Raw genomic sequence first — 19,883 nt, 5'->3', positions numbered from 1 at the left:
GGGTGGAGCGATGAGCGCAGATCTGTGGCCCCCCATCCGGCTGACCCTGCAACTGGCGGCGCTGTCGACGCTCCTCCTTCTCGTCCTCGGCACACCCGTGGCCTGGTGGCTTGCCAACACCCGGTCACGGCTGAAGGAGGTGGTCGCCAGCCTGGTCGCCCTGCCGCTCGTGCTGCCGCCCACGGTTCTCGGCTTCTATCTCTTGATCGCGCTGGGGCCGGACGGGCTCGGCGGGTGGCTGGGCGGACCCTTCGGCCTGTCGACCTTCGCCTTCACCTTCGAGGGGCTCGTCTTCGGCTCGGTCGTCTACTCCATGCCCTTCGTCGTCCAGCCCATCCGCAACGCCTTCGAGGCCATCGGGCGGCGGCCGCTGGACGTGGCCGCCACGCTCGGCGCCGGGCCGCTCGACCGGTTCGCGACCGTCGCCGTGCCGCTGGCCATGCCCGGCTTCCTGACGGCCGCGGTGCTCGGCTTTGCCCATACGGTCGGCGAGTTCGGCGTCGTCCTGATGATCGGCGGCAATATACCGGGCGAAACGAAGGTCTTGTCCGTCGCCATCTACGATTTCGTCGAAACATTGCGCTGGCGCGAGGCCCATATCCTGTCGGCCGGCATGATCGTCTTCGCCTTCCTCGTCATCCTGGCCGTTTCGCTGCTCGCGCGGCGTGCGGCGGTGCGCCTGCCATGACGGGCGGGGAGATCGCCGTTCGCCTGACCGGCCGGCTTGGGCCGCGCTTTGTGCTGGATGTCGATTTTCGTGCGCCGATGCGCGGCATCACCGCGCTGTTCGGCCCGTCCGGCTGCGGCAAGACATCCATCCTGCGCGCCGTGGCGGGGCTGCACGTCTTTTCGGGCAGCGTGCGCGTGGGCGAGGATGTCTGGCAGGACGGGCGCACCTTCCGGCCGGTCCATCGGCGTCCGATCGGCTACGTCTTCCAGGAGGCGAGCCTCTTTGCGCATTTGAACGTGTTTCGCAACCTCACCTATGGCTTGCGCCGCGCCCCGAAGGACCGATCGGTGATCGGTCTTGGCGAGGTGGTCGATCTGTTAAGGCTCGGCCCCCTGATCGAGCGCATGCCCACGCACCTGTCCGGCGGGGAGCGCCAGCGCGTGGCCATCGGCCGGGCGCTGCTCGCCCAGCCCCGGCTGCTCCTGATGGACGAGCCGCTGGCCGCGCTCGACCGCATGGCCAGGGACGAAATCCTCCCCTATCTCGAGGCGCTGCATGCCGGGCTGAAAATCCCGATCCTCCTGGTGACGCACGATATGGCGGAGGTCGAACGGCTGGCCGATCATATCGTCCTGTTGCATGAGGGGCGGGTGGTCACCGCCGGGCCGCTCGACACGGTCCTGTCCGAGCCGGGTTCCGTCCTGGCCGTCCGGCGGGATTTCGCAGCCATCCTGAGCGGGCGGGTCCGGATGGTGGAGGGCGACGGCATCGCCACGATCGACATCGACGGAGCCGCGCTCCTGACACTCGGGCAGGGGCTCGCTGCGGGCAGTGCGGTGCGGGTGCGGATCGCCGCCGGCGATGTGTCGCTGAGTCGAAGCCCGTCCACGCAGAGCAGCATCCTCAATGCGCTCCCTGTCGAGATCCTTGCCGTGGACGAGAGCGGGCCACATGAGCGCAGCATCCTGTTGCGCACGCATGGGGGCGCGGCAGGGTTCCGCGCACGCATCAGTGCGCGCAGCGCCGACGCGCTCGGCCTGGCCGTCGGGGATCGCGTGCATGCGCAGATCAAGAGCGTCTCCATCGTCGCGAACCGGTAAGGCCTGCTATAGAAAGGCGGCGAACCTCAACGACGCGCTCGACCGCGGGAACACGTGCCATGGCCAGGATCAGCCTGAAGATCTATTTCGACGATCAGCGCCTCGGGCCGGGCAAGGTCGACCTTCTCGAGCGGATCGCGACCCATGGCTCCATTGCCGCAGCCGGACGCTCGCTCGGCATGTCCTACAAGCGGGCCTGGACGCTCGTGGCAGAGACCGACGCCATCTTCGGCAAGCCCACCGTCGAGCGGCAGCACGGCGGCAGCCAGGGCGGGGGTGCTCGCTTGTCGCCTTTGGGCGAGACAATCGTGCGGGAGTACCGACTGGCGCAGCGCCGGGCGGAGGAGGCCATCGCCGGCTCGATCACTGCGATCGAGGCCGAGCGGGAGGCTCGCCGGCCCGGCTGACGCATCGCGCCAGCCGCAACCGGCAGGCCCTTGCACGCGCCGTCGCGCCGTGGATGGATGGAGGGATCAACCCAACGGGACGCCCGGCCATGAGCTTTGAACACTGGATCGCATTTGCAGCCGCTTGCGCCATCATGCTCGCCATTCCGGGGCCAACCGTGCTTCTGGTCGTGTCCTACGCGATGAGCCATGGGCGCAAGGCCGCTCGAGCAACGGTCTGTGGTGTCGCGCTCGGGGATTTCACGGCCATGACCGCGTCCATGCTGGGGCTCGGCGCGCTGCTGGCGGCATCGGCCACCCTCTTCACGCTGCTCAAATGGATCGGCGCGGCCTACCTCGTCTATCTCGGCATCCGCATGTGGCGGGCGCCGGTCGCCGCGCCCGGCACACAGGCGCCATCGGCGCAGGTGCAGGCTGCCAGGTCCATTCGCATCTTCCTGCACGCTTTCGCGGTCACGGCGCTGAACCCCAAAAGCCTGATCTTCTTCGTTGCCTTCCTTCCGCAGTTCCTCGACATGACGCAGCCGATCCTGCCGCAGATGATCCTCTTCGAGGTGACGTTCCTGGTCCTCGCCGCGCTGAACGCCACGCTCTACGGCATTCTCGCGGCCGCGGCAGCCAAGACCATTCGCACGCCGCGTATCCAGCGGGCCGTCAACCGCATCGGCGGCTCCCTCCTGATCGCAGCAGGTGCCTTGGCGGCCGGCTGGCGCCGGGCGGCAGCCTGACGCGGCCTAGCGCGGCACCGGCAGGTCCAGCCGCCGATCCGGCGCCATGCGTTCAAGGAACGTGGCGTCGTGGCTGACGAGGACCAAGGCGCCATCATAGGCAGCCAGCGCCGTTTCCAGGGCGTCCAGCGTCTGGGGCGTGCGAAGGGCGTTTGCATCGGCCTACCTTGGTTCGTCTTTGCAACTTATGATTTCTAGTGCGGAGACGATAATTGGTTGAATGCAGGAGATAGGTGCAACCGAGGTTCATCCCATGGACAGTGCAGTGCCAATCGCTGTCGCATTGACCTATATTCTCAGCTTTCAATTACGTTACTGGGCTGTCTCCAGTGGGCTGATCTGCGCAGTGGCCGCCTGGGCGATTTACAGGACGCGCCAGCACAAGCTGAAGCAGCGAGATTAGAACTGCGTCTTCGACGTTTCGCGCGCGGCGAGTGTAAACCACCGCGGAAATACTGATTTTGCTTCTGCAGGCGGTATTTCCGCAGCATTGAGAATGAAGCGGATGGATGCGCTAACGAGCGTGCCTAGCGCGGCACCGGCAGGTCCAGCCGCCGATCCGGCGTTATGCGTTCAAGGAACGTGGCGTCGTGGCTGACGAGGACCAAGGCGCCATCATAGGCAGCCAGCGCCGTTTCCAGGGCGTCCAACGTCTCTAGGTCCAGATGGTTGGTCGGCTCGTCCAGTAACAGGAGCTGGGGCGGCGTCTCGGCTCCCATCACGCAGGCGAGGGCGGCCCGCAGCATCTGGCCGCCGCTCAATGTCGTTGGATATCGCAGGGCATCGGCTGCACGGAAGCCGAACCGCGCCAGGGCTGCGTGGATCGCGTTGTCGCCGGCGCCTGGAACGTGCCGCCGGAGGTTGTCGCGCAGCGTGAGCCTTCGATCGATGAGCGACAGGTCCTGATCCAGTAAGGCGTGCGGCACGTCGATCCGGACGTCCCCGGCCAATGGCTTCAGCCGGCCGGCCATCACGGCCAGTAGCGTGGATTTGCCGCTGCCGTTGCAGCCCGTGATCGCGATGCGTTCCGGGCCGGACAGGTGCACGGACAGGGCCTGCACCACCGGGGTCCGCACATCGTGGCCGGCGGTGACCCTCTCCAGCCGCAGGACGGACCGTCCTTGCGGCAGGTGCGTCGGGACCATGTCGAAGGACAGCACCCGCGCCGGCGCGATGGCAGTGCGGGCAGCCGCCAGCCCGTCCATGGCCGCCTGTCGTCGGCTTGAGCGCAGACGGGCATTGGCGCCGTGCGTGGCTTCGGCACGGCCCTTCGCGGCATCGAAAAGGATCTTCGGCTGGTCGCCCTTCGCCCGGGCGCGCCGTCCGGATGCATCGCGCCGCGCCTGGCGCTCCACGGCGTCCTGCGCGCGCCTCGCGGCAAGGGCTGCGTCCCGCGTGCGGGCGGCGAGTGCCTGCTGCGCCGCCGCGTCCTCCACGCCGCGGCGTTCGACATAGTGGGCGAAATTTCCTCCATAGCGCCGCAAGCCCTGCGGCGTCAGCGCCACGATCGCATCGACCCGTTCCAGGAGTTCGCGGTCGTGGCTGGCCAGGATCAGCCCGCCGCGCCAGGCGTCGACGAGTTGAAGCACGGCCGCGCGCCCGTCCCGGTCGAGATGGTTGGTCGGCTCGTCCAGGAGGAGGACATCCGGCGCATCGAGAAGCAGGCAGGCCAGCGAGGCGCGTGTGCGCTCGCCACCCGACAGCGCCGCAATCGGCGTATCGAGCGGACGATCGAGCCGGACACGGGCCAGTGCGGCCGCGATCCGCGCCGGGAGCGTCCAGTCGGCGCAGGCAAGGGCGGCTGCGTCGGCCTGTCCCGCTTCAGCCCGCGCCAGAAGAGCCAACGCCGCGCCCGCGCCGAACAGATCGACCAGGCGCTCCCCGTCACGGGCCATGGCATCCTGGCGCAGCATGGCGATGCGGCCCGTCGTTGAGACGCGCCCCGTCATGGGTGCGAGCTCACCGGCGATCAGCTTTAGAAGGGTGCTCTTGCCAGCCCCGTTGGGACCGACGAGGCCGGTCCGCTCTGGACCGAAGGCGATGTTCAATCCGCTGAAAAGCGGCGCGCCGTCAAGGGTGCAATAGGACAGACCCGACAGGGTGATGCTGGACGACATGATGAGGCGACTTTCGCAGTGTGACCGGGAAAAGGTGGGCGGCGAGGTCGAAATCCATGTCGTTCAGAATACTTTTTGTGGTTGGCAGTCCGGGGCAGAATGTCAGGCCCCGGAGGCGTTTTCAAGGCGCGGCTACGGTTTCAGCCGCGCCGATGGCAGGATCGTTCCGCGTCCTGCGCGCCAACATCGCCTGCATGGGAAAGGGACGGCGGCCGGGGCCTCCGCCTGTCCTGGTGCTATTCGGCGGCCTGCCGCAGCGCGCCGTTCAGCCCGGCGCTCCAGCTTGCGTACCAGCGGTCGAAGACGGCGAGCTGGCGTTCCGCATAGGCGCGCTGGCTGTCGGACAGGGCGTCCGTCTCGTTGAAATGCAGGGCGTATTCAGCATTCCCCTTCAGGACCATCAGGTGCTTGTAGAAGAGGACGAGGTCCGGCCCTTCGTCGAAGGAGGACAGGACATAAAGGGCCTCCTCCAGCTCCAGCGCCGAGCGCCGGGCCTCGGGGTCGCCGGCGGCGGCGGCCTGCGCCAGCGCGCACAGATGCAGGACTTCGTGCGGCAGGACGTTTCCGATGCCGGTGATCGCGCCCTTGGCCCCGCAATTGACGAAGCCGTGGAAGACCGCCGTGTCCACGCCGACCATCAGCGTGACGTCGGGATCGTGGCTGGTGATGTTGGCGGCGGCGTAGGTCAGGGAATCCCGGCCGCCGAACTCCTTGAAACCGACGAGGTTCGGGTGCTCCGCGCGCAGCGCGAAGAACAGATCGGCGCGCGTGGCGAAGCCGTAATAGGGGCTGTTGTAGATGACGGCCGGCAGATCGGGCGCGGCCGACAGGATCGCCTTGAAATGGTGGCGCTGGGCATCGAGTGATGGCCCGCGCGACAGGACGCGCGGAATGACCATCAGGCCGGCCGCGCCGACGCTTTGCGCATGCGCCGCATGGGCAGCGGCCGATGCCGTATTGACGGCGCCCGTTCCGACGATCACGGGCACGCCGGCCTCCACAAGGCGGCGCACGCCCTCCATCCGCTGCGCATCCGTCAGAAGCGGCCAGTCGCCCATGGAGCCGCAATAAACGACGGCGGACATGCCAGTATCGACCAACTGCCGGCCCTTGCGCACGAGGGCGTCGAAATCGGGCGTGCGGTCGGCGCGGCAGGGGGTCATCAAGGCCGGGATGCAGCCGCTGAAAATCGTGCTTGCCATGGATCCACTCCGGGAATTGAGGTTCGGCCGCATCATGCCGCCGATACGCATGAAGGCCATAATAATCCTTGTATTTTATTTGTCGACAGAAATTCGCATAGCGTCGCGCAGCGTTTCGTGGGACGCCCGGACCATATGCGCGGCAGTGCCGGTGAGGGTGGGCGTGCGGATGGGAATACGGCCGGATCTCGGCATGGGTGAACTGGCACAGCGCGAGGAAGCGCGGTTCTTCTGCGTCCCGCGCGCCAGCGGCATGGAGGGTCTGGCGGCCCGGTTCCACCGGCATGCCTATGCGCCCCATACGCACGACACTTTCGTCATCGGAACGGTTCTGTCGGGCTACGAAACCTTTCTGGCGGGCGGCCAGCGGCATTATCTCGGCCCCGGTCAGCTCTGCCTCCTGAACCCCGGCGTGGTGCATGACGGGGAGCCTGTGGAGGGCGGCTTCGTCTATCGCATCCTCTACCCGGGAGAGGACCAGATCCGGTCCCTCATGGCCGAGGTGACGCAGGGCGAGAAAGACATTTCAGTGTCCTTCGATCGGATCGTCGTCGATGCGCCCGATCTCAGCGCACGGTTTGCCGAACTGCACGGCCTTGCCGAGCGGGGCGGCGACGCGCTGCTTCTGGATACGGGCATGCACGGGCTGCTCCTGGCCCTCCTGTCCCGTTTCGGCCGGAACGTTCCGTGCCTCAGGGCGGGCGGCGCCGAGCCCGGCCCGGTCCGCCGTGCCTTGGACTACCTCGATGCCAGCTTTGCCGAGCCGGTCAGCCTGTCCGACCTGGCCAACGCGGCCGGCATCGCACGCACGCGCCTGATCCGCGCCATGCGGCGCGAGACGGGGATGACGCCGCATGCCTGGCTGACCGACCGGCGCGTGCGGGCCGCGCGCAGCCTTCTGGCGCAAGGCAGCAGCCCGGCAAGTGTCGCGCAGGAATGCGGCTTCTACGATCAAAGCCACCTGACACGCGCCTTCCGGGCGCGGGTCGGCATGGCCCCCGGAGCGTTCCGGGCGTCACTTTCGTCCAAGCCCGGGAAAGCGGCTGTGCGCTAGAGCCGTCGTCCGGTCCACCGAGCGGATAGATGCGACGATGCAAGACAGCGCAAGCGATACAGAGGCCCCCGGCTCCTCCACGGGCTTGAGGCAGTTCAGGGACGGGAGCCTCGCCATCCTGCCGGCCACGGTGGCAGCCATTCCCTTTGCCATTCTTCTGGGCGGCCTTGCCGCCGACAAGGGTCTGAGCGCGTTCCAGGCCGGGGCCATGTCGGCCCTGGTCTTTGCCGGCAGCTCGCAATTCGTGGCGCTCGCCTCCTGGACCATGCCGCCGCTCATCGGCGCCATCGCCTTGGCCACGCTCGTCGTCAACATGCGGCACATGTTCATGAGCGCGTCGCTCCTGCGCCACATCCGGCATTTTCCGAAGGCCGCCCGGCTTGCCGCCCTGGCGTTGATGGCGGACGAGATCTGGGCCTATGCGGAGGCGCGCGTCGCCAGCGGACAGAGGCTGACCATCGCCTATTATGCCGGCCTGTCGGTCTTGTTCTATCTGAGCTGGATCATCTGGACGGCGGTCGGGGCCGTCATCGGGCACGCCATCGCCGATCCGGTGGCCTTCGGCTTCGACTTCGCCTTCATCGCCATCTTCATCGGCCTCATCATGGGATTTCGGGCACGCTCGGGCTTTGTCGTCACCATCGCGGCCAGCGCAGCGGCGGCGCTCGCCACCCATCTCGTGGTCGCAGGGCCCTGGTCCATCGTGGCCGGAGCCTTGGCCGGTGTCGGGGCCGCCTATGCGACCGGCGGCCGGGAGGCCCGGCCGTGATGGACGATACCGCTCTTGCCATCGCCGCCATGGCGGCCGTCACTCTGGCGACACGCTTTGCCGGGCTGGCGATACCCGCCGCGCTGACGCAGAGGCCGCGCCTGGCGCGGGCCTTCGCCGCCTTGCCGGTGGCGGTGCTGACGGCGATCGTCACTCCGGTCGCGCTGGCAACGGGACCGGCCGAGACGGCCGGCGTCGTGCTGACCGTCCTGGCCGCCACCCGCCTGCCGCTCATCGCCACGGTGGCGCTCGGCGTCGCCTGCGTGGCGTTCCTGCGCGGCGCCGGCCTGTAAGGGCCGGCGCCAGTCGGCATCACACCGCGGGTGCACCCGCGAACCCATCCTGATGGACGACGATGGGACTTCCGTCGCGCACTGCGTCGTGGAGGTGGATGACATCCTGGTTCAACAGGCGGATGCAGCCAGAGGAAACGGCCTTGCCGATCGACCAGGGCTGGAAGGTCCCGTGCAGGCGATACAGCGTGTCGCGGCCATCCTGATGGATGTAGAGCGCTCGCGCGCCGAGCGGATTGCTGGGCCCTGGCGCCATGCCGCCATTGGCGATGCTGTAGGGCTCAAGCTCCGGCTGGCGGGCGACCATCGCATCGGGCGGCGTCCAGCGCGGCCATTGGCGTTTGTAGGCCACGACGGCCCGACCATCCCAGGCGAAGCCGTCGCGCCCAACGCCGATCCCGTATCGGGTGGCCATGCCGCCGGTCCCCACATGGTAGAGATACTTGCCTTGCGTATCGACGATGATCGTTCCCGGGCGCTCGTCACTCGCCAGCGACACCTCGCGCCGCCAGTAGCGTTCGGGCACGCGGGAAACATCCACCGCCTCGACCGGAAAAGGCTCACCGGGAACGGCCAGGTACATGAGCGGCGGGACGACCGGTTCGGGCGCAGGCGGGACGGGAGGCGCGAGCGGCGGTGTCGGCGGCGTAGAGACGCAGCCGGTCAGAAGCAGGCTGCCGGCGCCGATGAGGACAGCGCGGCGTGACGCGTCAGAGTTTAGCATGATCTGATTTCCGTTTTGTCCCGCGGTGCCGGTGGCATCCGCAGGGGGCCTAGAAGGAAAATTCGGTCCGGCGGTGCATTAGACGATGCGGGGCGGCCGCTCCCAAGGCGAAACGGAGTGTGGATCGACGCGCGCCTGCGGCGCGGTGAACTGCGCCGCGCGGCCGCGGCGTAGGCGACCAGCCCTCGGGCAGGATGCTGGCCGCGACCTGGCAGTAGAGAAGGCGGGCCTCGTTGGCCCAATCCTGTCCGATCGTGTCTTCCTGCGTTGCATGCAGCGCCAGGGGCTCGCAGCCGGCGCGCGCGGCCACACGCTCGGCGGCGGCTGCCGGGCCCAAGAGGGTCATGAGGGTGACCACGGCAATGAGACAGGCGCGCAGCATGACCATGATCGGCGCTGTTGAGTAGCCTTCGGTTGCAGACATCATGTGCCTCGACCCGTGCAGGCGCAACTTGGCGATCCTGCGGCGGCGCGGTGCCGGAACCGGCGGCCGGGGCATTCTGTTTCACGGTGAGGCGATTGTGCCACAGCGGGATGGCGGGGTTTGTCGATGGCGCCGAGGAATTACTGGAAGGGCTATCTGAAACTGTCGCTCGTGACCTGCCCGGTCCGCATGACGCCCGCTTTGTCGGACCAGGACAAGATCCGCTTTCATACGCTCAACGCCCGGACCGGCAACCGCGTGGTCAGCCGCTATGTGGACGCGCAGACCGGCAAGCCCGTGCATGAGGAAGACGAGGCTCGCGGCTGGCAGCGCGGCGAGGATGATTTCATCATCCTGGAAGATGACGAGATTGACGCCGTCGCCCTGGACAGTACCCGCACCATCGACATCGAGCGGTTCGTGGAGCGCGACACGGTGGACTGGATCTGGTTCGACCGCCCGCATTACCTGACACCCTCGGACAAGGTCGGCGAGGAGGCCTTCGTCGTGATCCGCGATGCGATGGAAGCCACCGGAACGGCGGGGATTTCACGGCTTGTCATGTACCGGCGCGAGCGGGCCGTGCTCCTGGAGCCGCGCGACAAGGGCATCGTCCTGTGGACGCTGCGCTACGGGGACGAGGTGCGCAAGGCGGAAGGCCTGTTCCCCCCTGGGGACAAGTCCCGGGGCGATGCTGCCTTGTCGCGGATGATGCTGAAGCTCGTGGATGCGCGGACGACGAAGTGGGATCCATCCATGGTCGAGGACCCCGTCCAGGACAGGCTCAAGGACATGATCGCGGCGCGCAAGCGCAAGCGCAAGCCGGCGAACACAAAGCCCAAGGCGAAGGGCGCCGGCGGTGGCGCCGGTGGCAACAATGTCGTCAGCATCATGGACGCACTGAAGAAGAGCCTGGAAAAGGGCGGCGGCAAGGACTGAGCGTCAGCTCGCCTTCTTCAGGTCCGTCCCCTTGGCCTTGGAGGAAGCCGCAGACTTGCGGCGCGTTGGCTTGGCAGCCTTAGCCGCGGCGCCGGCACTGTCGCGCAGCGCCTGCATCAGATCCACGACCTTGTCGCGCGCCGGCGCCTTCGGCTTGCGGATCTTGCGCCCTTCCATCTTGGCACGGACCAGTTCCGCCAGGGCGGCGTCGTAGCGGTCCTCGAAGGCCTCGGGCTCGAAGGCACCGCGCTTGGTGTCGATGATATGTCGGGCAAGGTCGAGCATCTCCCGCTCGATCTTGCCCTTGGGAATGTCGGCGAAGACCTCCGCAGAGGACCGGACCTCGTAATCGTAATTGAGTGTAGCAGCCAGGAGGCCGTCGCCCATGGGCCGGATCAGGAGTGTGCGCACGCGCCGGAACAGGACGGCCTGCGCCAGGGCCGCGACCTTGCGCTTGCGCAGCGAGTCCCGGATGAGCCGGTAGGATTCCCGCGCGACGTCGTCGGAGGGCGCCAGAAAATACGGTTTGTCGATATAGACGTCGTCGATCGTGCCGCAGGATACGAAAGAGGACACGGTCAGCGTCTTGTCGCTTTCCGGCGTGGCGGAGGCGATTTCCTCCGGCGTCAGGATGACGTAGTCGCCCTTGCCGGTTTCGTACCCTTTCACCTGATCGTCGCGCTCGACCGGCTTCTCGGTTTCGCTGTCGACGAAGACCCGGCGGACGCGGTGACCGGTCGATCGGTTGATCGTATGGAAGGCGATCCGGTCCGAGGTGGATGCCGCCGTATAGAGGGCGACCGGGCAGGTCACGTCGTCGATCTTCAGGAAACCCTTCCAGTTGGCCCGTGCCGTCATGTCTGGCCTTCGTCGTCCGATCCGCCGCTTTCCCCTGCAACGGCCTGCGCTTGCCCTTCGTTCCGGCCCCCGCGGCGGGCCGCGGTTTAAATCCCGCGCGCCAATCCCACCTTACGGGCAACGGGCGGCGTTTGGCCGCCGCAGCGCAAGGAGCCCATACGATGACGAGCCAGCCCTATCTGACCATGAATGATGGTCGAACGATTCCGCAGCTCGGCCTCGGTGTCTTCAAGGCCGAAGATTCCGACGCACAGGCCGCGGTCCGCACGGCGATCGAGACCGGCTACCGCCATGTGGACACCGCCGCCATCTATGGCAACGAAGCGGGTGTCGGCCGTGGCGTGGCCGATTCAGGCATCGCCCGGGACGATCTCTTCATCACCACCAAGCTTTGGAACGAGGCGCAGGGCTTCGACTCTACGCTGCGCGCGGCGGAGGAGAGCCTCGGCAAGCTCGGCATGGATTATGTCGATCTCTACCTCATCCATTGGCCATCGCCGCGCCGCGATCTCTATGTGGAAACCTGGCGCGCGCTAATCCGCCTGCGGGAGGAAGGGCGGGTCCGATCCATCGGCGTGTCCAACTTCACGGCCGAGCATCTCGACCGCATCATCTCCGAGACTGGGGTGACGCCGGTTCTCAACCAGATCGAGCTGCATCCGCGCTTCCAGCAGGCTGCGCTTTCCGAGGCGAACCGCGAGCGCGACGTGCTGACGCAGGCCTGGAGCCCGTTAGGCCAAGGGCGCCTCCTGGAGGATGCGGTGCTGACGGAGATTGCCGCGCGGCACGGTCGCAGCCCTGCGCAGGTGATCCTGCGCTGGCACCTGCAGAAGGGCTTCGTCGTCATCCCCAAATCGGTGACGCCGCAGCGCATCCGGGACAATTTCGATGTGTTCGACTTCGAGCTCAGCCAGGAGGACATGGCGGCTGTGGGCGGCCTCGACAAGGCCGACGGGCGCATCGGCCCGGACCCGATGAAGGCCGACTTCTAACGCCCGGCAGCATCGATCCGCAAAAGGTGCTGGTCGAAGGCGAGGGCGTTCTGCGTCTGCGCCAGACGCCCCGAATAGGTGGAAACCGCGATCCCAGAGGCACCGGCGCACACGCCGGCCGCTTCCGGGATGGCGCGTTCCGCCAGCACCCTTCCGTCCGCTGCATCCAGGATGACGAGGCCGCCCTTGGGCGAGGACAGGCCGACGAGCCCCTCGCGCGGGTTGACGGCGATGGCGCCGACATAATGGCCAAGACGCTCGATGGTCCGATCCGGCAAGGCGGCAAAGCGCAGCGCCTCGCCCTCCGCGAACCAGCCCGCCAGAGGCGGCATGTCCCGGCGGTCGCCCTCGTACTGGCAGGCGAACCAGATGCGGTTGCCTGGCGCCAGCGCCAGATGCCGCGTGGACAGGTGGGACAGTTCGGCCGGCAGGACGTGCTTCTGGACGAGGCCGCCGGAGGCGGTGTCCAGTATCACCAGGGATGGCTCCATCCGGTCGAGATTGAGTTTGGTGCGGCCGAAATCGGGATGGGTCTCGATGCCGCCATTGGCGATGACGAGCCGCCGCCCGTCCGCGCTGACGCAGATATCATGCGTGCCGATGCCATGGGCGTCGAACTCGCCGATGCGGTGCCAGCCCCCCGTCGCATCGTAGATGCCGATGGTGCCGCGATTGCCCGCAAAATCGTTCTCGCTCGCATAGAGCAGCCGTCCGTCCGGCGAAAAGGCGCCATGGCCGAAGAAGTGCCGATCGGGCGGGGTTGCGATCACCGTGCCGCCGTCCGGCAGGGCCGGGTCGAAAATATAGGCGAAAGTGCCGGGCCGCCGCGCAAAGGCCACGCAGCGCCCGATCTCTGCGCCGCCGGCCAATCCGTGCGCGCGGGCCGGCAGCAGGGCGCGATGGACGATCTGTCCCGCTTCGCTGAAGGTTGCGACGCCGAAGCTGCCATCCGGCGCCCGGAAGGCCGAGGCATAGACCGCATCGGTCCGCTCCAGTGCCGCCAGGCGTTCCGGGGCGAGCGTTGCCAGGAAGGCCGCGCCCGCAGCCTGCATGAAGCCCCGCCGGTCCATCGCCGAACGCGCCGGCACGGTGCTCAATCCCCGTCCTGGAAGGAGAAGCCGGCAGACAGGCCGATGGCGCCGCCAAGCTCGCCATCGAGGCGCTGGATGAGGTCCTTGCCGGACAGGAGGAGGTAGTCGAGGCGCTGCCGCTGGGCGGGATCGGCCAGGACTGCCTCTGCCTGGGGCTCCATGCCGCGCGCCGTCCGCGCCATGTTGGACAGGAGGAAGTCGATGCTGTCGGCGGTGCCCAGCGGATCGGACGGCAGGAGGGTCGCGATCTGCGATCCGTCGAACAGAGCGCGCAGCCCCTCGAGATTGCCGGCGATCATCGGGAAGGTCCGCTCGCTGCGCCAGAACAGGGCCTGGCGCGGGAAGGACTGGCGGTCGGGGCCCCTGTAGAAGCTTTCGATCCGCTGGTCGCGCACGGCTTCGGCCCCGTGCACGAGGATACCGAGCAGCGCCGTCGCGGCCTCGTCCGGGGTGCGGAACAGCGGGCTCTCCGGGCCGAAGCCGATCATCGCCGACCCGATCCCGTCCGGCGCGTTCCAGCCATCGGAGAGGGCTGTGGAAACACGCGCCACATTGGCGGCCACGGCCTGCGCAAACCGGCAGCGATAGGCGCCGGCCTCTGTCGCCGTGCTGTCCGACCCATCGCCATAGAGAAGATAGTCCAAGGCGCCGAGCCCCTGCACCGCAACGCTCTTGTCCGCCAGGCTGGACAGTTGCGTCGCGGCCGGATCCTCGTCCCGCAGAAGGGCCTGGATCTGGCGCAGGCCGAGACCCTTGCGGTCGGGGTAGAAGAGGATGCGCTCGAAGCGGCTGTCCTCCAGCGCCGGGCCGATCCGCACGATCTCGATCCGCGCCCAGGCATCGGTCAGCGTGACGAAGCCATCGCGTGCGGCGGCAAGACCTTCCGGCGACGGCGCCGCGCAGAGGCGCTCCATCCGGTCTTTCATGGCTTCGGCGTCGCGCGCCAGATCGGCATAGCCGGGCCGGATCACGTCCTCCACGGCGTGGCGCATCACGGATCGCACCGCCGCCGGATCGAGCGGCGGCGGGGGCGGCAGCGCCGTTTCCTGCGCCCGTGCCAAGGGCGCCGCCAGCAGAAGCAGGGCGAGAAGCCCTTGGAGGAGCTTGATCATCAAAGGGACTCCAGAAAACGGATCAGCGCGGCACGGTCCTCTGCCGGCAGGGCGGCGAAGGCGTCCCGCGCGCGTTCCGCCTCGCCGCCATGCCACAGGATCGCTTCGGTCAGGCTGCGGGCCCGTCCATCATGCAGGAAGAACTGGTGATTGCTGACGGCCTGCGTCAGCCCGATCCCCCATAAGGGGGGCGTGCGCCATTCCCGGCCATCCGCCTCTCCGACCGCCTGGCCATCGGCCAGGCCCTCGCCCATGTCGTGCAGGAGAAAGTCGGAATAGGGCCAGATAAGCTGGAAAGCCTGCGCCTTGTTGGCCGCCTGACGGCTCGTCACATATTTGGGCACGTGGCAGGCCGGGCAGCCGGCGCCGTAGAAGAGCGCCTTGCCGCGCAGGACCGTCGGGTCGTCGACATCGCGCCGCTGGGGAACGGCGAGGTTCTCCGAATAGAAGGTGACGAGGTCCATGACGGGATCGGGCGCTTCCGTATCGCCGAGGCGGGGCTGGACGCCGTTCGGCATGGCCAGGCAGTCGGCCTGCCGGTCGGTGCAGTCACCTTCCGGGCGGGGAAGGTCGGGCGTGGAGATGCCGATATCGCCCGCAAAGGCACTCGATACCTGGTCGCGGATCGAGCCGTTCTGCGCCTTCCAGCCGAAGCGACCCAGGATCGGCTCCTTGGTGCGGTGGTCCCGCACGATGGCGGGCCGGCCGGAAATGCCGTCGCCATCCGCATCCTCGGGATCGGCACGGGACAGGATGTCGCCCGGTTCGATGGCCTGGATCAGGCCCATGCCGATCATCGGATTGGCGACGCGGGGCGATAGCGTCGTGGCCGGATCGAGCGGGCCGTAGCCAAGATCCAGGACCGCGTAGTGCGGGCTGCGCAGGGACACCGCCTCCCCGTCGGGGAAGGTGAAGGGCACGTCGTCATAGTCGATCCGCATGCGCCCCTCGGCCGTCAGGCCGGGCACCGCGAATTCCTGCAACTGCTCGCCATAGACGGGGTCCGGCAGGTTCAGGCGCCGATGCGCAGCGACATCCTCACGCTCCTCGGCCGTTTGCGGTGCGCGGGCGAGCCGCAGGAACATGGATACGGCCTCGCCACCCGCCGGCGGCCGGCCGCGTCCGTCCTTCAGGTGGCAGCTCTGGCAGGAGCGGGCGCTGAAGAGCGGCCCAAGGCCGTCCGAGGCCTGCGTGGAGGAGGGGGACGATACCCAGAATTTGCGGAACAGCGCATTGCCGAGCTTGAAGGTCTCTTCTTCCTCGAAGGTGATGTTCGCGGAAAAATGCGAGAAGGCATCGGCATTGACCGGGGCCTTGCTCGTTCCGGCTCCGCCGGACATGGCCTCGAAGCGTTCGGGCGCGGAAAAGTCCTGCGTGGGCGCGGTGACGCTGCCGACGCGGGCCTTGTCTTTCTCCGTCAGGTCGGCGCGTGGATGCGCGAGCGAAAAATCGGCGACGGGCAGAGGGGCCGGCCCCGCCGCCTGCGCCACGACGAGCATCGCCGTGGCCGCCAGAGGTGCCAGGAAAAGGGCGATGCGCCGCGCCATGAGGCCATTCCGCCGGACGGCGGCCTATTCGAAGACCGCGTCCGGATTGTCCAGGCTGTCCGATCCCTCGATCTCGACCGATCCGAGATCGAGCGCGGCCGTCACGCGCTCGATGCTGCGTGTCTGGTCGATCAGCCCGTCGATGGCTGCCTGGACCACGGCGTTGCCCTCAGCATTGCCTTCGCCGATCATCTGGTCATAGGCCTCGCCGCCGGCGGCCCGGTCGGCCATGGCCTGCATGGCCGCCTCGGTCGTGGCGAGCTTCTGGGTCATCTCCGCGTCGAGCGCGGGATCCTTCGCCTTGACGAGATCGGACAGGGATGCCCCCGTCATGACCGTGCCGTCCGTGCGGACATAGCGGCCGGTATAGGCGGACTGGATGCCGATCGCGTCGTTCTGGTGCGAGGCATAGGTGTTGTCGGAGAAGCAGTCGTGCTCCTCCTCCGGGTCGTGCAGGATCAGGCCAAGCTTCATGCGCTCACCCGCAAGCTCGCCATAGGACAGGGATCCCATACCCGTCAGCGCGGCGCGCAGGCCGGCCGTCGGATCGGCGGTGACGACCTGTTCGGCGGCGCCACCGGGCTTCCAGTCGTCGACCATCTCCTGCAGATCGGCGACCAGCCGTTCCGACGCCGCCTTCAGGTAGGCGCCGCGCCGGTCGCAATGATCATGCGTGCAATTGGCCGTGTCATAGTCCGTGTAGGGGCGGTTGCCGGCGCCCGGGCCGGTTCCGTTCAGATCCTGCCCCCAGAGCAGGAACTCGATCGCATGGTAGCCGATGGCGACATTGGCCTCGACTTCGCCGGCTTCCTGGAGGGACTGGATCGTCTCGGGCGTCAGCTCAGTGAAGTCGAGCGCCTCGCCATTGATCACCGGCTTCGGGTTGGCGATCACATTGGCGACGAAATAGGGGTTGCTGTCGCTTTCCGTCCCATAGGCGGGGTCGACATAGTCGATCAGGCCTTCATCCAGCGGCCAGGCGTTGACGCGGCCTTCCCAGGCATCGACGACCGGGTTGCCGAAGCGGTACACTTCGGACTGCTGGTAGGGGATGCGCGCGGCGATCCACGCCGTCCGCGCGGCGGCGAGGGTGGCTTCCGAGGGCTGCGCCAGAAGGGCGTCGATCGCCGCGTCGAGCGCCTTGGCTGTCGTCAGCGAATCCTCGTATTTGGCCAGCGCCACATCGGCATAATGCTGGACGACATCCGCCGCGCCGACGCCACTGCTGGCAAGGGCCGTTCCGCAGATTGCCGGCAGGAGGCCGAGGAACGAGACGGCGGCCAAGAGACGATTGCGAACCATGAGTTGAACCCTCCACGGGCGTCCACCGGGACCACCCCGCTGGCTTGCTCATGACGCAATCACAAACTTGTGTCAATTCCTCATAAATATAGAACTTTTCCAAACTGCAGAAGGTCAGGCGACCCGCGTTTCCACGCTCCCGATCCCCTCGACCTGTCCGACCAGGACATCGCCTTTCTCCACCGGCCCGACGCCGGCCGGCGTGCCGGCGAAGATGAGGTCGCCGGCCTTGAGCGTGAACAGCCCGGACAGGATCGAGATCATTTCCGAAACGGTCCAGATCATCTGGTCCAGCGTCCCGTCCTGGCGGGTTGCGCCATTGACGCTGAGATGGATCCGCCGCCCGTCCAGCGGGCCGGCGGCATCGACCGGCAGGATGGCCGAGCAGGGGGCGGAGGCTTCGAACGCCTTTCCGACCTCCCACGGGCGGCCGGCCGCCTTGGCCGCGCCCTGCAGGTCACGCCGCGTCATGTCCAGCCCGACGGCATAGCCGAACACATGCGACATCGCCTCTGCCGGCGCGATGTCCACGCCGCCCCGTCCAAGCGCCACGACGAGCTCGATCTCGTGATGCACGTCCCTGGACGCGGGCGGGTAGGGAAACGCTGTCCCCGACTCCAGGAGGTTGTCCGGGTTCTTCTGGAAGAAGAAGGGCGGTTCGCGGTCGGGATCGTGGCCCATTTCCCGCGCATGGTCGGCGAAGTTGCGGCCGACGCAATAGATGCGATGCACCGGGAAGCGCTCGGCGCGCCCGGTGACGGGAAGGCTCGGCACGGGCGCGGGGGCGAAGACGAAGCGTTGATCGGTCATGGCGGTGTCTCTTGGCGGCAAGGGTTGCGACTAGCGGAAGCGCTGGGCGAAGACGGATTTGAGCCGCTCCAGCTCCCCATCGGCGAGCGCCGGCGGGTCGGTCACGGCGATCCAGGCGTCGATATAGTGCTCGGGCGCATAGAGATGGCCGTGGCCCAGCGGCGCTGTCGTGGCGATCATCATGTCGGCGGCCAGTTGCAGGCCGGTGATGATCGGGAACCAGCGCAGCGCGGTGCTGACATCGGGTCCGCGCTGCCCCTTCATCCAGTCCGGCTCCCGGTAGAAGCTGGAGGGCGAGAAGAAGGTCACCGGATCGCTCGCATATTGCAGATAGACGATCCGGATCGGCCCCCAAGGGGCGCTGGCGGCCGCAAGATTGTTGCCCTGCGCGGTGAAACGGATGATGGCGCCGTCGCGGAAGCGCGGCAGCCATTCCGGCGTGCCGGGCACGCGCTCGTCAGTCGCCATGCGCCAGGTCGCGCTGGTGAAGGGCGGGCCGGACCAGAGCGCGCCTTGGAAGGGATCGGCCACCACCTCGTAGAGATCGGTGGAGAGTTCGGAGTTCATGGCGCCGAGGCTGAGGCCGTAGAGATAGAGCCGGGGCCGGGAATCGCGCGGCAGGCCCGTCCAGTGCGCATAGACGCGCTTGAACAGGGCGCGTCCGGCTTCGGCCCCATAGCCGGGCTCGACCATGAGGGACAGCCAGCTCGTCAGGTAGGAATATTGCAGGGCGACGGAGGCCACGTCGCCGCGCATCAGATATTCCAGTGTGTCCATGCCGGCCGGATCGATCCAGCCGGTCCCCGTCGGCACGATCACCACCAGGGCGGAGCGTTCGAAGGCGCCGACGCGCAGCATTTCCTGCAAGGCGAGGTCGGCCCGCTCGTCGACCGTCTCGCGCGAGTTCAGCCCCACATAGACGCGCAGCGGCTCCAGCGCCGGGGTGTCGAAGAAGGCGCCGATCTGTGGCCCGCGTGGACCGCCGGCGATGAATTCACGCCCCCGCGCGCCGAGGCTTTCCCAGGAAATGAGGGACTGGGCGCTGCCCGTCTGCAACGGGTCCTGCGGCGGCGGCATGTCGGAATCGATATGGGCGTCGAGTTCGCGGAAGGAGCTGTCGGCGATGCGCAGGGCCTGGTGGAAGACCACCCCGTCGATCAGCGACCAGAACAGGAAGAGCGTCACCCCCGTCGCGAGCACCTGGGCGATCCGGGGCGGAACAATCCGCTTCATGCGCGTCGACAGGGCGCGCGCCACCACGCGGAACAGCCGGGCCACCGCCAGAAGCGCCAGAAAGACGCCGAGGGCGATCAGGCCGACGCTCAACGGATGGGCGGTGTCCAGCGGATCGAGGCCCATGGCGCGGCGGATCGCATCCTGCCATTCGGCGGCCTTCCACAGGCACAGGGCAAGGATCGGCAGCGCCATGGTCAGGCTTGCCAGGCGCAGGTGCCGGGCCCGCTTTTCGCCCGGCATGGGAAGCTGCATGTACATCCAGAGCCAGCGCAGGAAGACGCCGAGCGCATAGCCCGCCGCAAAGGATGCGCCGGAAAGGCTGCCCTGCACCACGATGCCGCGCGGCAGAAGGCTCGGCGTCAGGGATGCCGCAAAGAAGAGAAGGCCCAGAAGAATGCCCGGCGTCGCCAGTGCGGGGAGGTAAGCGCGCCATGTCCGGCCATTCTGTTGCGTCATCGCGCCTCTCTCTGGCCCTCAAGGCTCCCGGCGCAGCATAGGCAAGCCGGCA

The 19,883-nt window shown here is 67.7% G+C and carries 20 protein-coding genes; 9 read left to right on the top strand and 11 right to left on the bottom strand.

Translation table 11 applies throughout. The features are described 5' to 3' along the window. The first annotated feature begins 10 nt into the window (after positions 1-10). The 4 genes from modB to AUL30_RS13275 all read left to right on the top strand — a co-directional run bounded on the left by modB (position 11) and on the right by AUL30_RS13275 (position 2,905). Positions 11-688 carry a molybdate ABC transporter permease subunit gene (gene modB / locus AUL30_RS13290; protein ID WP_062228377.1) on the top strand — a complete coding sequence of 226 codons (678 nt, stop codon included), beginning with the start codon at positions 11-13 and terminating at the stop codon, positions 686-688. Next, entirely contained in the window at positions 685-1,770 is a 1,086-nt protein-coding gene (modC, locus tag AUL30_RS13285) for a molybdenum ABC transporter ATP-binding protein (protein ID WP_062228376.1), read from the top strand. The genes modB and modC overlap by 4 nt, the downstream gene beginning before the upstream one ends. A gap of 59 nt (positions 1,771-1,829) precedes the next feature. Continuing rightward, positions 1,830-2,177, top strand: coding sequence for a winged helix-turn-helix domain-containing protein (locus tag AUL30_RS13280; protein ID WP_062228375.1), 348 nt, complete (start codon positions 1,830-1,832; stop codon positions 2,175-2,177). Positions 2,178-2,266: 89 nt separating this feature from the next. Beyond that, positions 2,267-2,905, top strand: coding sequence for a LysE family translocator (locus tag AUL30_RS13275; RefSeq protein WP_062228374.1), 639 nt, complete (start codon positions 2,267-2,269; stop codon positions 2,903-2,905). A gap of 527 nt (positions 2,906-3,432) precedes the next feature. On the opposite strand, the gene AUL30_RS13265 is transcribed toward AUL30_RS13275, so the two are convergent. Beyond that, complete coding sequence (locus AUL30_RS13265; protein WP_062228372.1) at positions 3,433-5,022, bottom strand: ABC-F family ATP-binding cassette domain-containing protein; 1,590 nt, start codon at positions 5,020-5,022, stop codon at positions 3,433-3,435. A 236-nt stretch (positions 5,023-5,258) separates the two neighbouring features. After that, a complete protein-coding gene (locus AUL30_RS13260) occupies positions 5,259-6,224 on the bottom strand; it encodes a dihydrodipicolinate synthase family protein (RefSeq protein ID WP_062228530.1) in 966 nt (321 codons plus the stop codon). 169 nt (positions 6,225-6,393) lie between these two features. On the opposite strand from AUL30_RS13260, the gene AUL30_RS13255 reads away from it, so the two are divergent. Genes AUL30_RS13255 through AUL30_RS13245 form a run of 3 tightly spaced genes read left to right on the top strand, consistent with a single transcriptional unit; the run spans position 6,394 to position 8,340 of the window. Next, the gene (locus AUL30_RS13255) at positions 6,394-7,278 is read left to right on the top strand and encodes an AraC family transcriptional regulator (RefSeq protein WP_062228371.1); all 885 of its coding nucleotides are present in this window, start codon (positions 6,394-6,396) and stop codon (positions 7,276-7,278) included. Between the two features lie 37 nt (positions 7,279-7,315). Continuing rightward, positions 7,316-8,047, top strand: coding sequence for an AzlC family ABC transporter permease (locus AUL30_RS13250; protein WP_062228370.1), 732 nt, complete (start codon positions 7,316-7,318; stop codon positions 8,045-8,047). Next, complete coding sequence (locus AUL30_RS13245) at positions 8,047-8,340, top strand: AzlD domain-containing protein (RefSeq protein ID WP_062228369.1); 294 nt, start codon at positions 8,047-8,049, stop codon at positions 8,338-8,340. Before AUL30_RS13250 ends, AUL30_RS13245 begins: the two co-directional genes overlap by 1 nt. A 19-nt stretch (positions 8,341-8,359) precedes the next feature. Here AUL30_RS13245 and AUL30_RS13240 read toward each other — a convergent pair whose 3' ends face one another. Together AUL30_RS13240 and AUL30_RS13235 are read right to left on the bottom strand one after the other, a co-directional pair. Then, on the bottom strand, positions 8,360-9,064 hold the full coding sequence (locus tag AUL30_RS13240; protein WP_062228368.1) for a L,D-transpeptidase: 705 nt from the start codon (positions 9,062-9,064) through the stop codon (positions 8,360-8,362). Positions 9,065-9,113: 49 nt separating this feature from the next. After that, complete coding sequence (locus AUL30_RS13235; RefSeq protein ID WP_062228367.1) at positions 9,114-9,491, bottom strand: hypothetical protein; 378 nt, start codon at positions 9,489-9,491, stop codon at positions 9,114-9,116. Positions 9,492-9,614: 123 nt separating this feature from the next. Here AUL30_RS13235 and ku (AUL30_RS13230) point away from each other — a divergent pair, with 123 nt between their 5' ends. Next, entirely contained in the window at positions 9,615-10,427 is an 813-nt protein-coding gene (gene ku / locus AUL30_RS13230) for a non-homologous end joining protein Ku (protein ID WP_062228366.1), read from the top strand. Between the two features lie 3 nt (positions 10,428-10,430). Here the strand turns inward: ku (AUL30_RS13230) and ku (AUL30_RS13225) are convergent, their stop codons facing one another. Then, positions 10,431-11,285, bottom strand: a complete 855-nt coding sequence (ku, locus tag AUL30_RS13225) for a non-homologous end joining protein Ku (RefSeq protein WP_062228365.1) — start codon at positions 11,283-11,285, stop codon at positions 10,431-10,433. 161 nt (positions 11,286-11,446) lie between these two features. Between ku (AUL30_RS13225) and AUL30_RS13220 the strand changes: the two genes are divergently transcribed. Beyond that, the gene (locus AUL30_RS13220; protein ID WP_062228364.1) at positions 11,447-12,277 is read left to right on the top strand and encodes an aldo/keto reductase; all 831 of its coding nucleotides are present in this window, start codon (positions 11,447-11,449) and stop codon (positions 12,275-12,277) included. Here AUL30_RS13220 and AUL30_RS13215 read toward each other — a convergent pair. From AUL30_RS13215 to AUL30_RS13190, 6 genes are all read right to left on the bottom strand, one after another. Next, positions 12,274-13,365, bottom strand: coding sequence for a DUF1513 domain-containing protein (locus tag AUL30_RS13215; RefSeq protein WP_192843068.1), 1,092 nt, complete (start codon positions 13,363-13,365; stop codon positions 12,274-12,276). The genes AUL30_RS13220 and AUL30_RS13215 overlap by 4 nt on opposite strands. A 5-nt stretch (positions 13,366-13,370) precedes the next feature. After that, positions 13,371-14,480 carry an imelysin family protein gene (locus AUL30_RS13210; protein WP_062228362.1) on the bottom strand — a complete coding sequence of 370 codons (1,110 nt, stop codon included), beginning with the start codon at positions 14,478-14,480 and terminating at the stop codon, positions 13,371-13,373. Continuing rightward, positions 14,480-15,979: a di-heme oxidoreductase family protein gene (locus AUL30_RS13205; protein ID WP_244490840.1), complete on the bottom strand. Its 1,500-nt coding sequence runs from the start codon at positions 15,977-15,979 to the stop codon at positions 14,480-14,482. The genes AUL30_RS13210 and AUL30_RS13205 overlap by 1 nt, the downstream gene beginning before the upstream one ends. A 72-nt stretch (positions 15,980-16,051) precedes the next feature. Then, the gene (locus AUL30_RS13200) at positions 16,052-17,329 is read right to left on the bottom strand and encodes an imelysin family protein (RefSeq protein WP_062228360.1); all 1,278 of its coding nucleotides are present in this window, start codon (positions 17,327-17,329) and stop codon (positions 16,052-16,054) included. 114 nt (positions 17,330-17,443) lie between these two features. Next, positions 17,444-18,139 (bottom strand): fumarylacetoacetate hydrolase family protein, encoded by a 696-nt coding sequence (locus tag AUL30_RS13195; RefSeq protein ID WP_062228359.1) that lies wholly within the window; start codon positions 18,137-18,139, stop codon positions 17,444-17,446. Positions 18,140-18,169: 30 nt separating this feature from the next. Further along, complete coding sequence (locus AUL30_RS13190; RefSeq protein WP_062228358.1) at positions 18,170-19,831, bottom strand: alpha/beta hydrolase; 1,662 nt, start codon at positions 19,829-19,831, stop codon at positions 18,170-18,172. Positions 19,832-19,883: the final 52 nt, after the last annotated feature.

It is taken from the genome of Aureimonas frigidaquae (assembly GCF_001463905.1).
GTDB classification, from domain to species: Bacteria; Pseudomonadota; Alphaproteobacteria; order Rhizobiales; family Rhizobiaceae; genus Aureimonas; species Aureimonas frigidaquae.
Note: the sequence above shows the minus strand (reverse complement) of the source record. Positions and strands in the feature narration are given on the sequence as shown.

What these genes read in the sequence shown, in the direction of transcription:
- ku (WP_062228366.1), top strand. Translation starts at nt 9,615, where the DNA reads ATGGCGCCGAGGAATTACTGGAAGGGCTATCTGAAACTGTCGCTCGTG.
- AUL30_RS13195 (WP_062228359.1), bottom strand. Translation starts at nt 18,139, where the DNA reads ATGACCGATCAACGCTTCGTCTTCGCCCCCGCGCCCGTGCCGAGCCTT.
- AUL30_RS13245 (WP_062228369.1), top strand. Translation starts at nt 8,047, where the DNA reads ATGGACGATACCGCTCTTGCCATCGCCGCCATGGCGGCCGTCACTCTG.
- AUL30_RS13210 (WP_062228362.1), bottom strand. Translation starts at nt 14,480, where the DNA reads ATGATCAAGCTCCTCCAAGGGCTTCTCGCCCTGCTTCTGCTGGCGGCG.
- ku (WP_062228365.1), bottom strand. Translation starts at nt 11,285, where the DNA reads ATGACGGCACGGGCCAACTGGAAGGGTTTCCTGAAGATCGACGACGTG.
- AUL30_RS13260 (WP_062228530.1), bottom strand. Translation starts at nt 6,224, where the DNA reads ATGGCAAGCACGATTTTCAGCGGCTGCATCCCGGCCTTGATGACCCCC.
- AUL30_RS13235 (WP_062228367.1), bottom strand. Translation starts at nt 9,491, where the DNA reads ATGATGTCTGCAACCGAAGGCTACTCAACAGCGCCGATCATGGTCATG.
- AUL30_RS13190 (WP_062228358.1), bottom strand. Translation starts at nt 19,831, where the DNA reads ATGACGCAACAGAATGGCCGGACATGGCGCGCTTACCTCCCCGCACTG.
- AUL30_RS13240 (WP_062228368.1), bottom strand. Translation starts at nt 9,064, where the DNA reads ATGCTAAACTCTGACGCGTCACGCCGCGCTGTCCTCATCGGCGCCGGC.
- modC (WP_062228376.1), top strand. Translation starts at nt 685, where the DNA reads ATGACGGGCGGGGAGATCGCCGTTCGCCTGACCGGCCGGCTTGGGCCG.
- AUL30_RS13250 (WP_062228370.1), top strand. Translation starts at nt 7,316, where the DNA reads ATGCAAGACAGCGCAAGCGATACAGAGGCCCCCGGCTCCTCCACGGGC.
- modB (WP_062228377.1), top strand. Translation starts at nt 11, where the DNA reads ATGAGCGCAGATCTGTGGCCCCCCATCCGGCTGACCCTGCAACTGGCG.
- AUL30_RS13205 (WP_244490840.1), bottom strand. Translation starts at nt 15,979, where the DNA reads ATGCTCGTCGTGGCGCAGGCGGCGGGGCCGGCCCCTCTGCCCGTCGCC.
- AUL30_RS13220 (WP_062228364.1), top strand. Translation starts at nt 11,447, where the DNA reads ATGACGAGCCAGCCCTATCTGACCATGAATGATGGTCGAACGATTCCG.
- AUL30_RS13280 (WP_062228375.1), top strand. Translation starts at nt 1,830, where the DNA reads ATGGCCAGGATCAGCCTGAAGATCTATTTCGACGATCAGCGCCTCGGG.
- AUL30_RS13265 (WP_062228372.1), bottom strand. Translation starts at nt 5,022, where the DNA reads ATGTCGTCCAGCATCACCCTGTCGGGTCTGTCCTATTGCACCCTTGAC.
- AUL30_RS13255 (WP_062228371.1), top strand. Translation starts at nt 6,394, where the DNA reads ATGGGAATACGGCCGGATCTCGGCATGGGTGAACTGGCACAGCGCGAG.
- AUL30_RS13275 (WP_062228374.1), top strand. Translation starts at nt 2,267, where the DNA reads ATGAGCTTTGAACACTGGATCGCATTTGCAGCCGCTTGCGCCATCATG.
- AUL30_RS13200 (WP_062228360.1), bottom strand. Translation starts at nt 17,329, where the DNA reads ATGGTTCGCAATCGTCTCTTGGCCGCCGTCTCGTTCCTCGGCCTCCTG.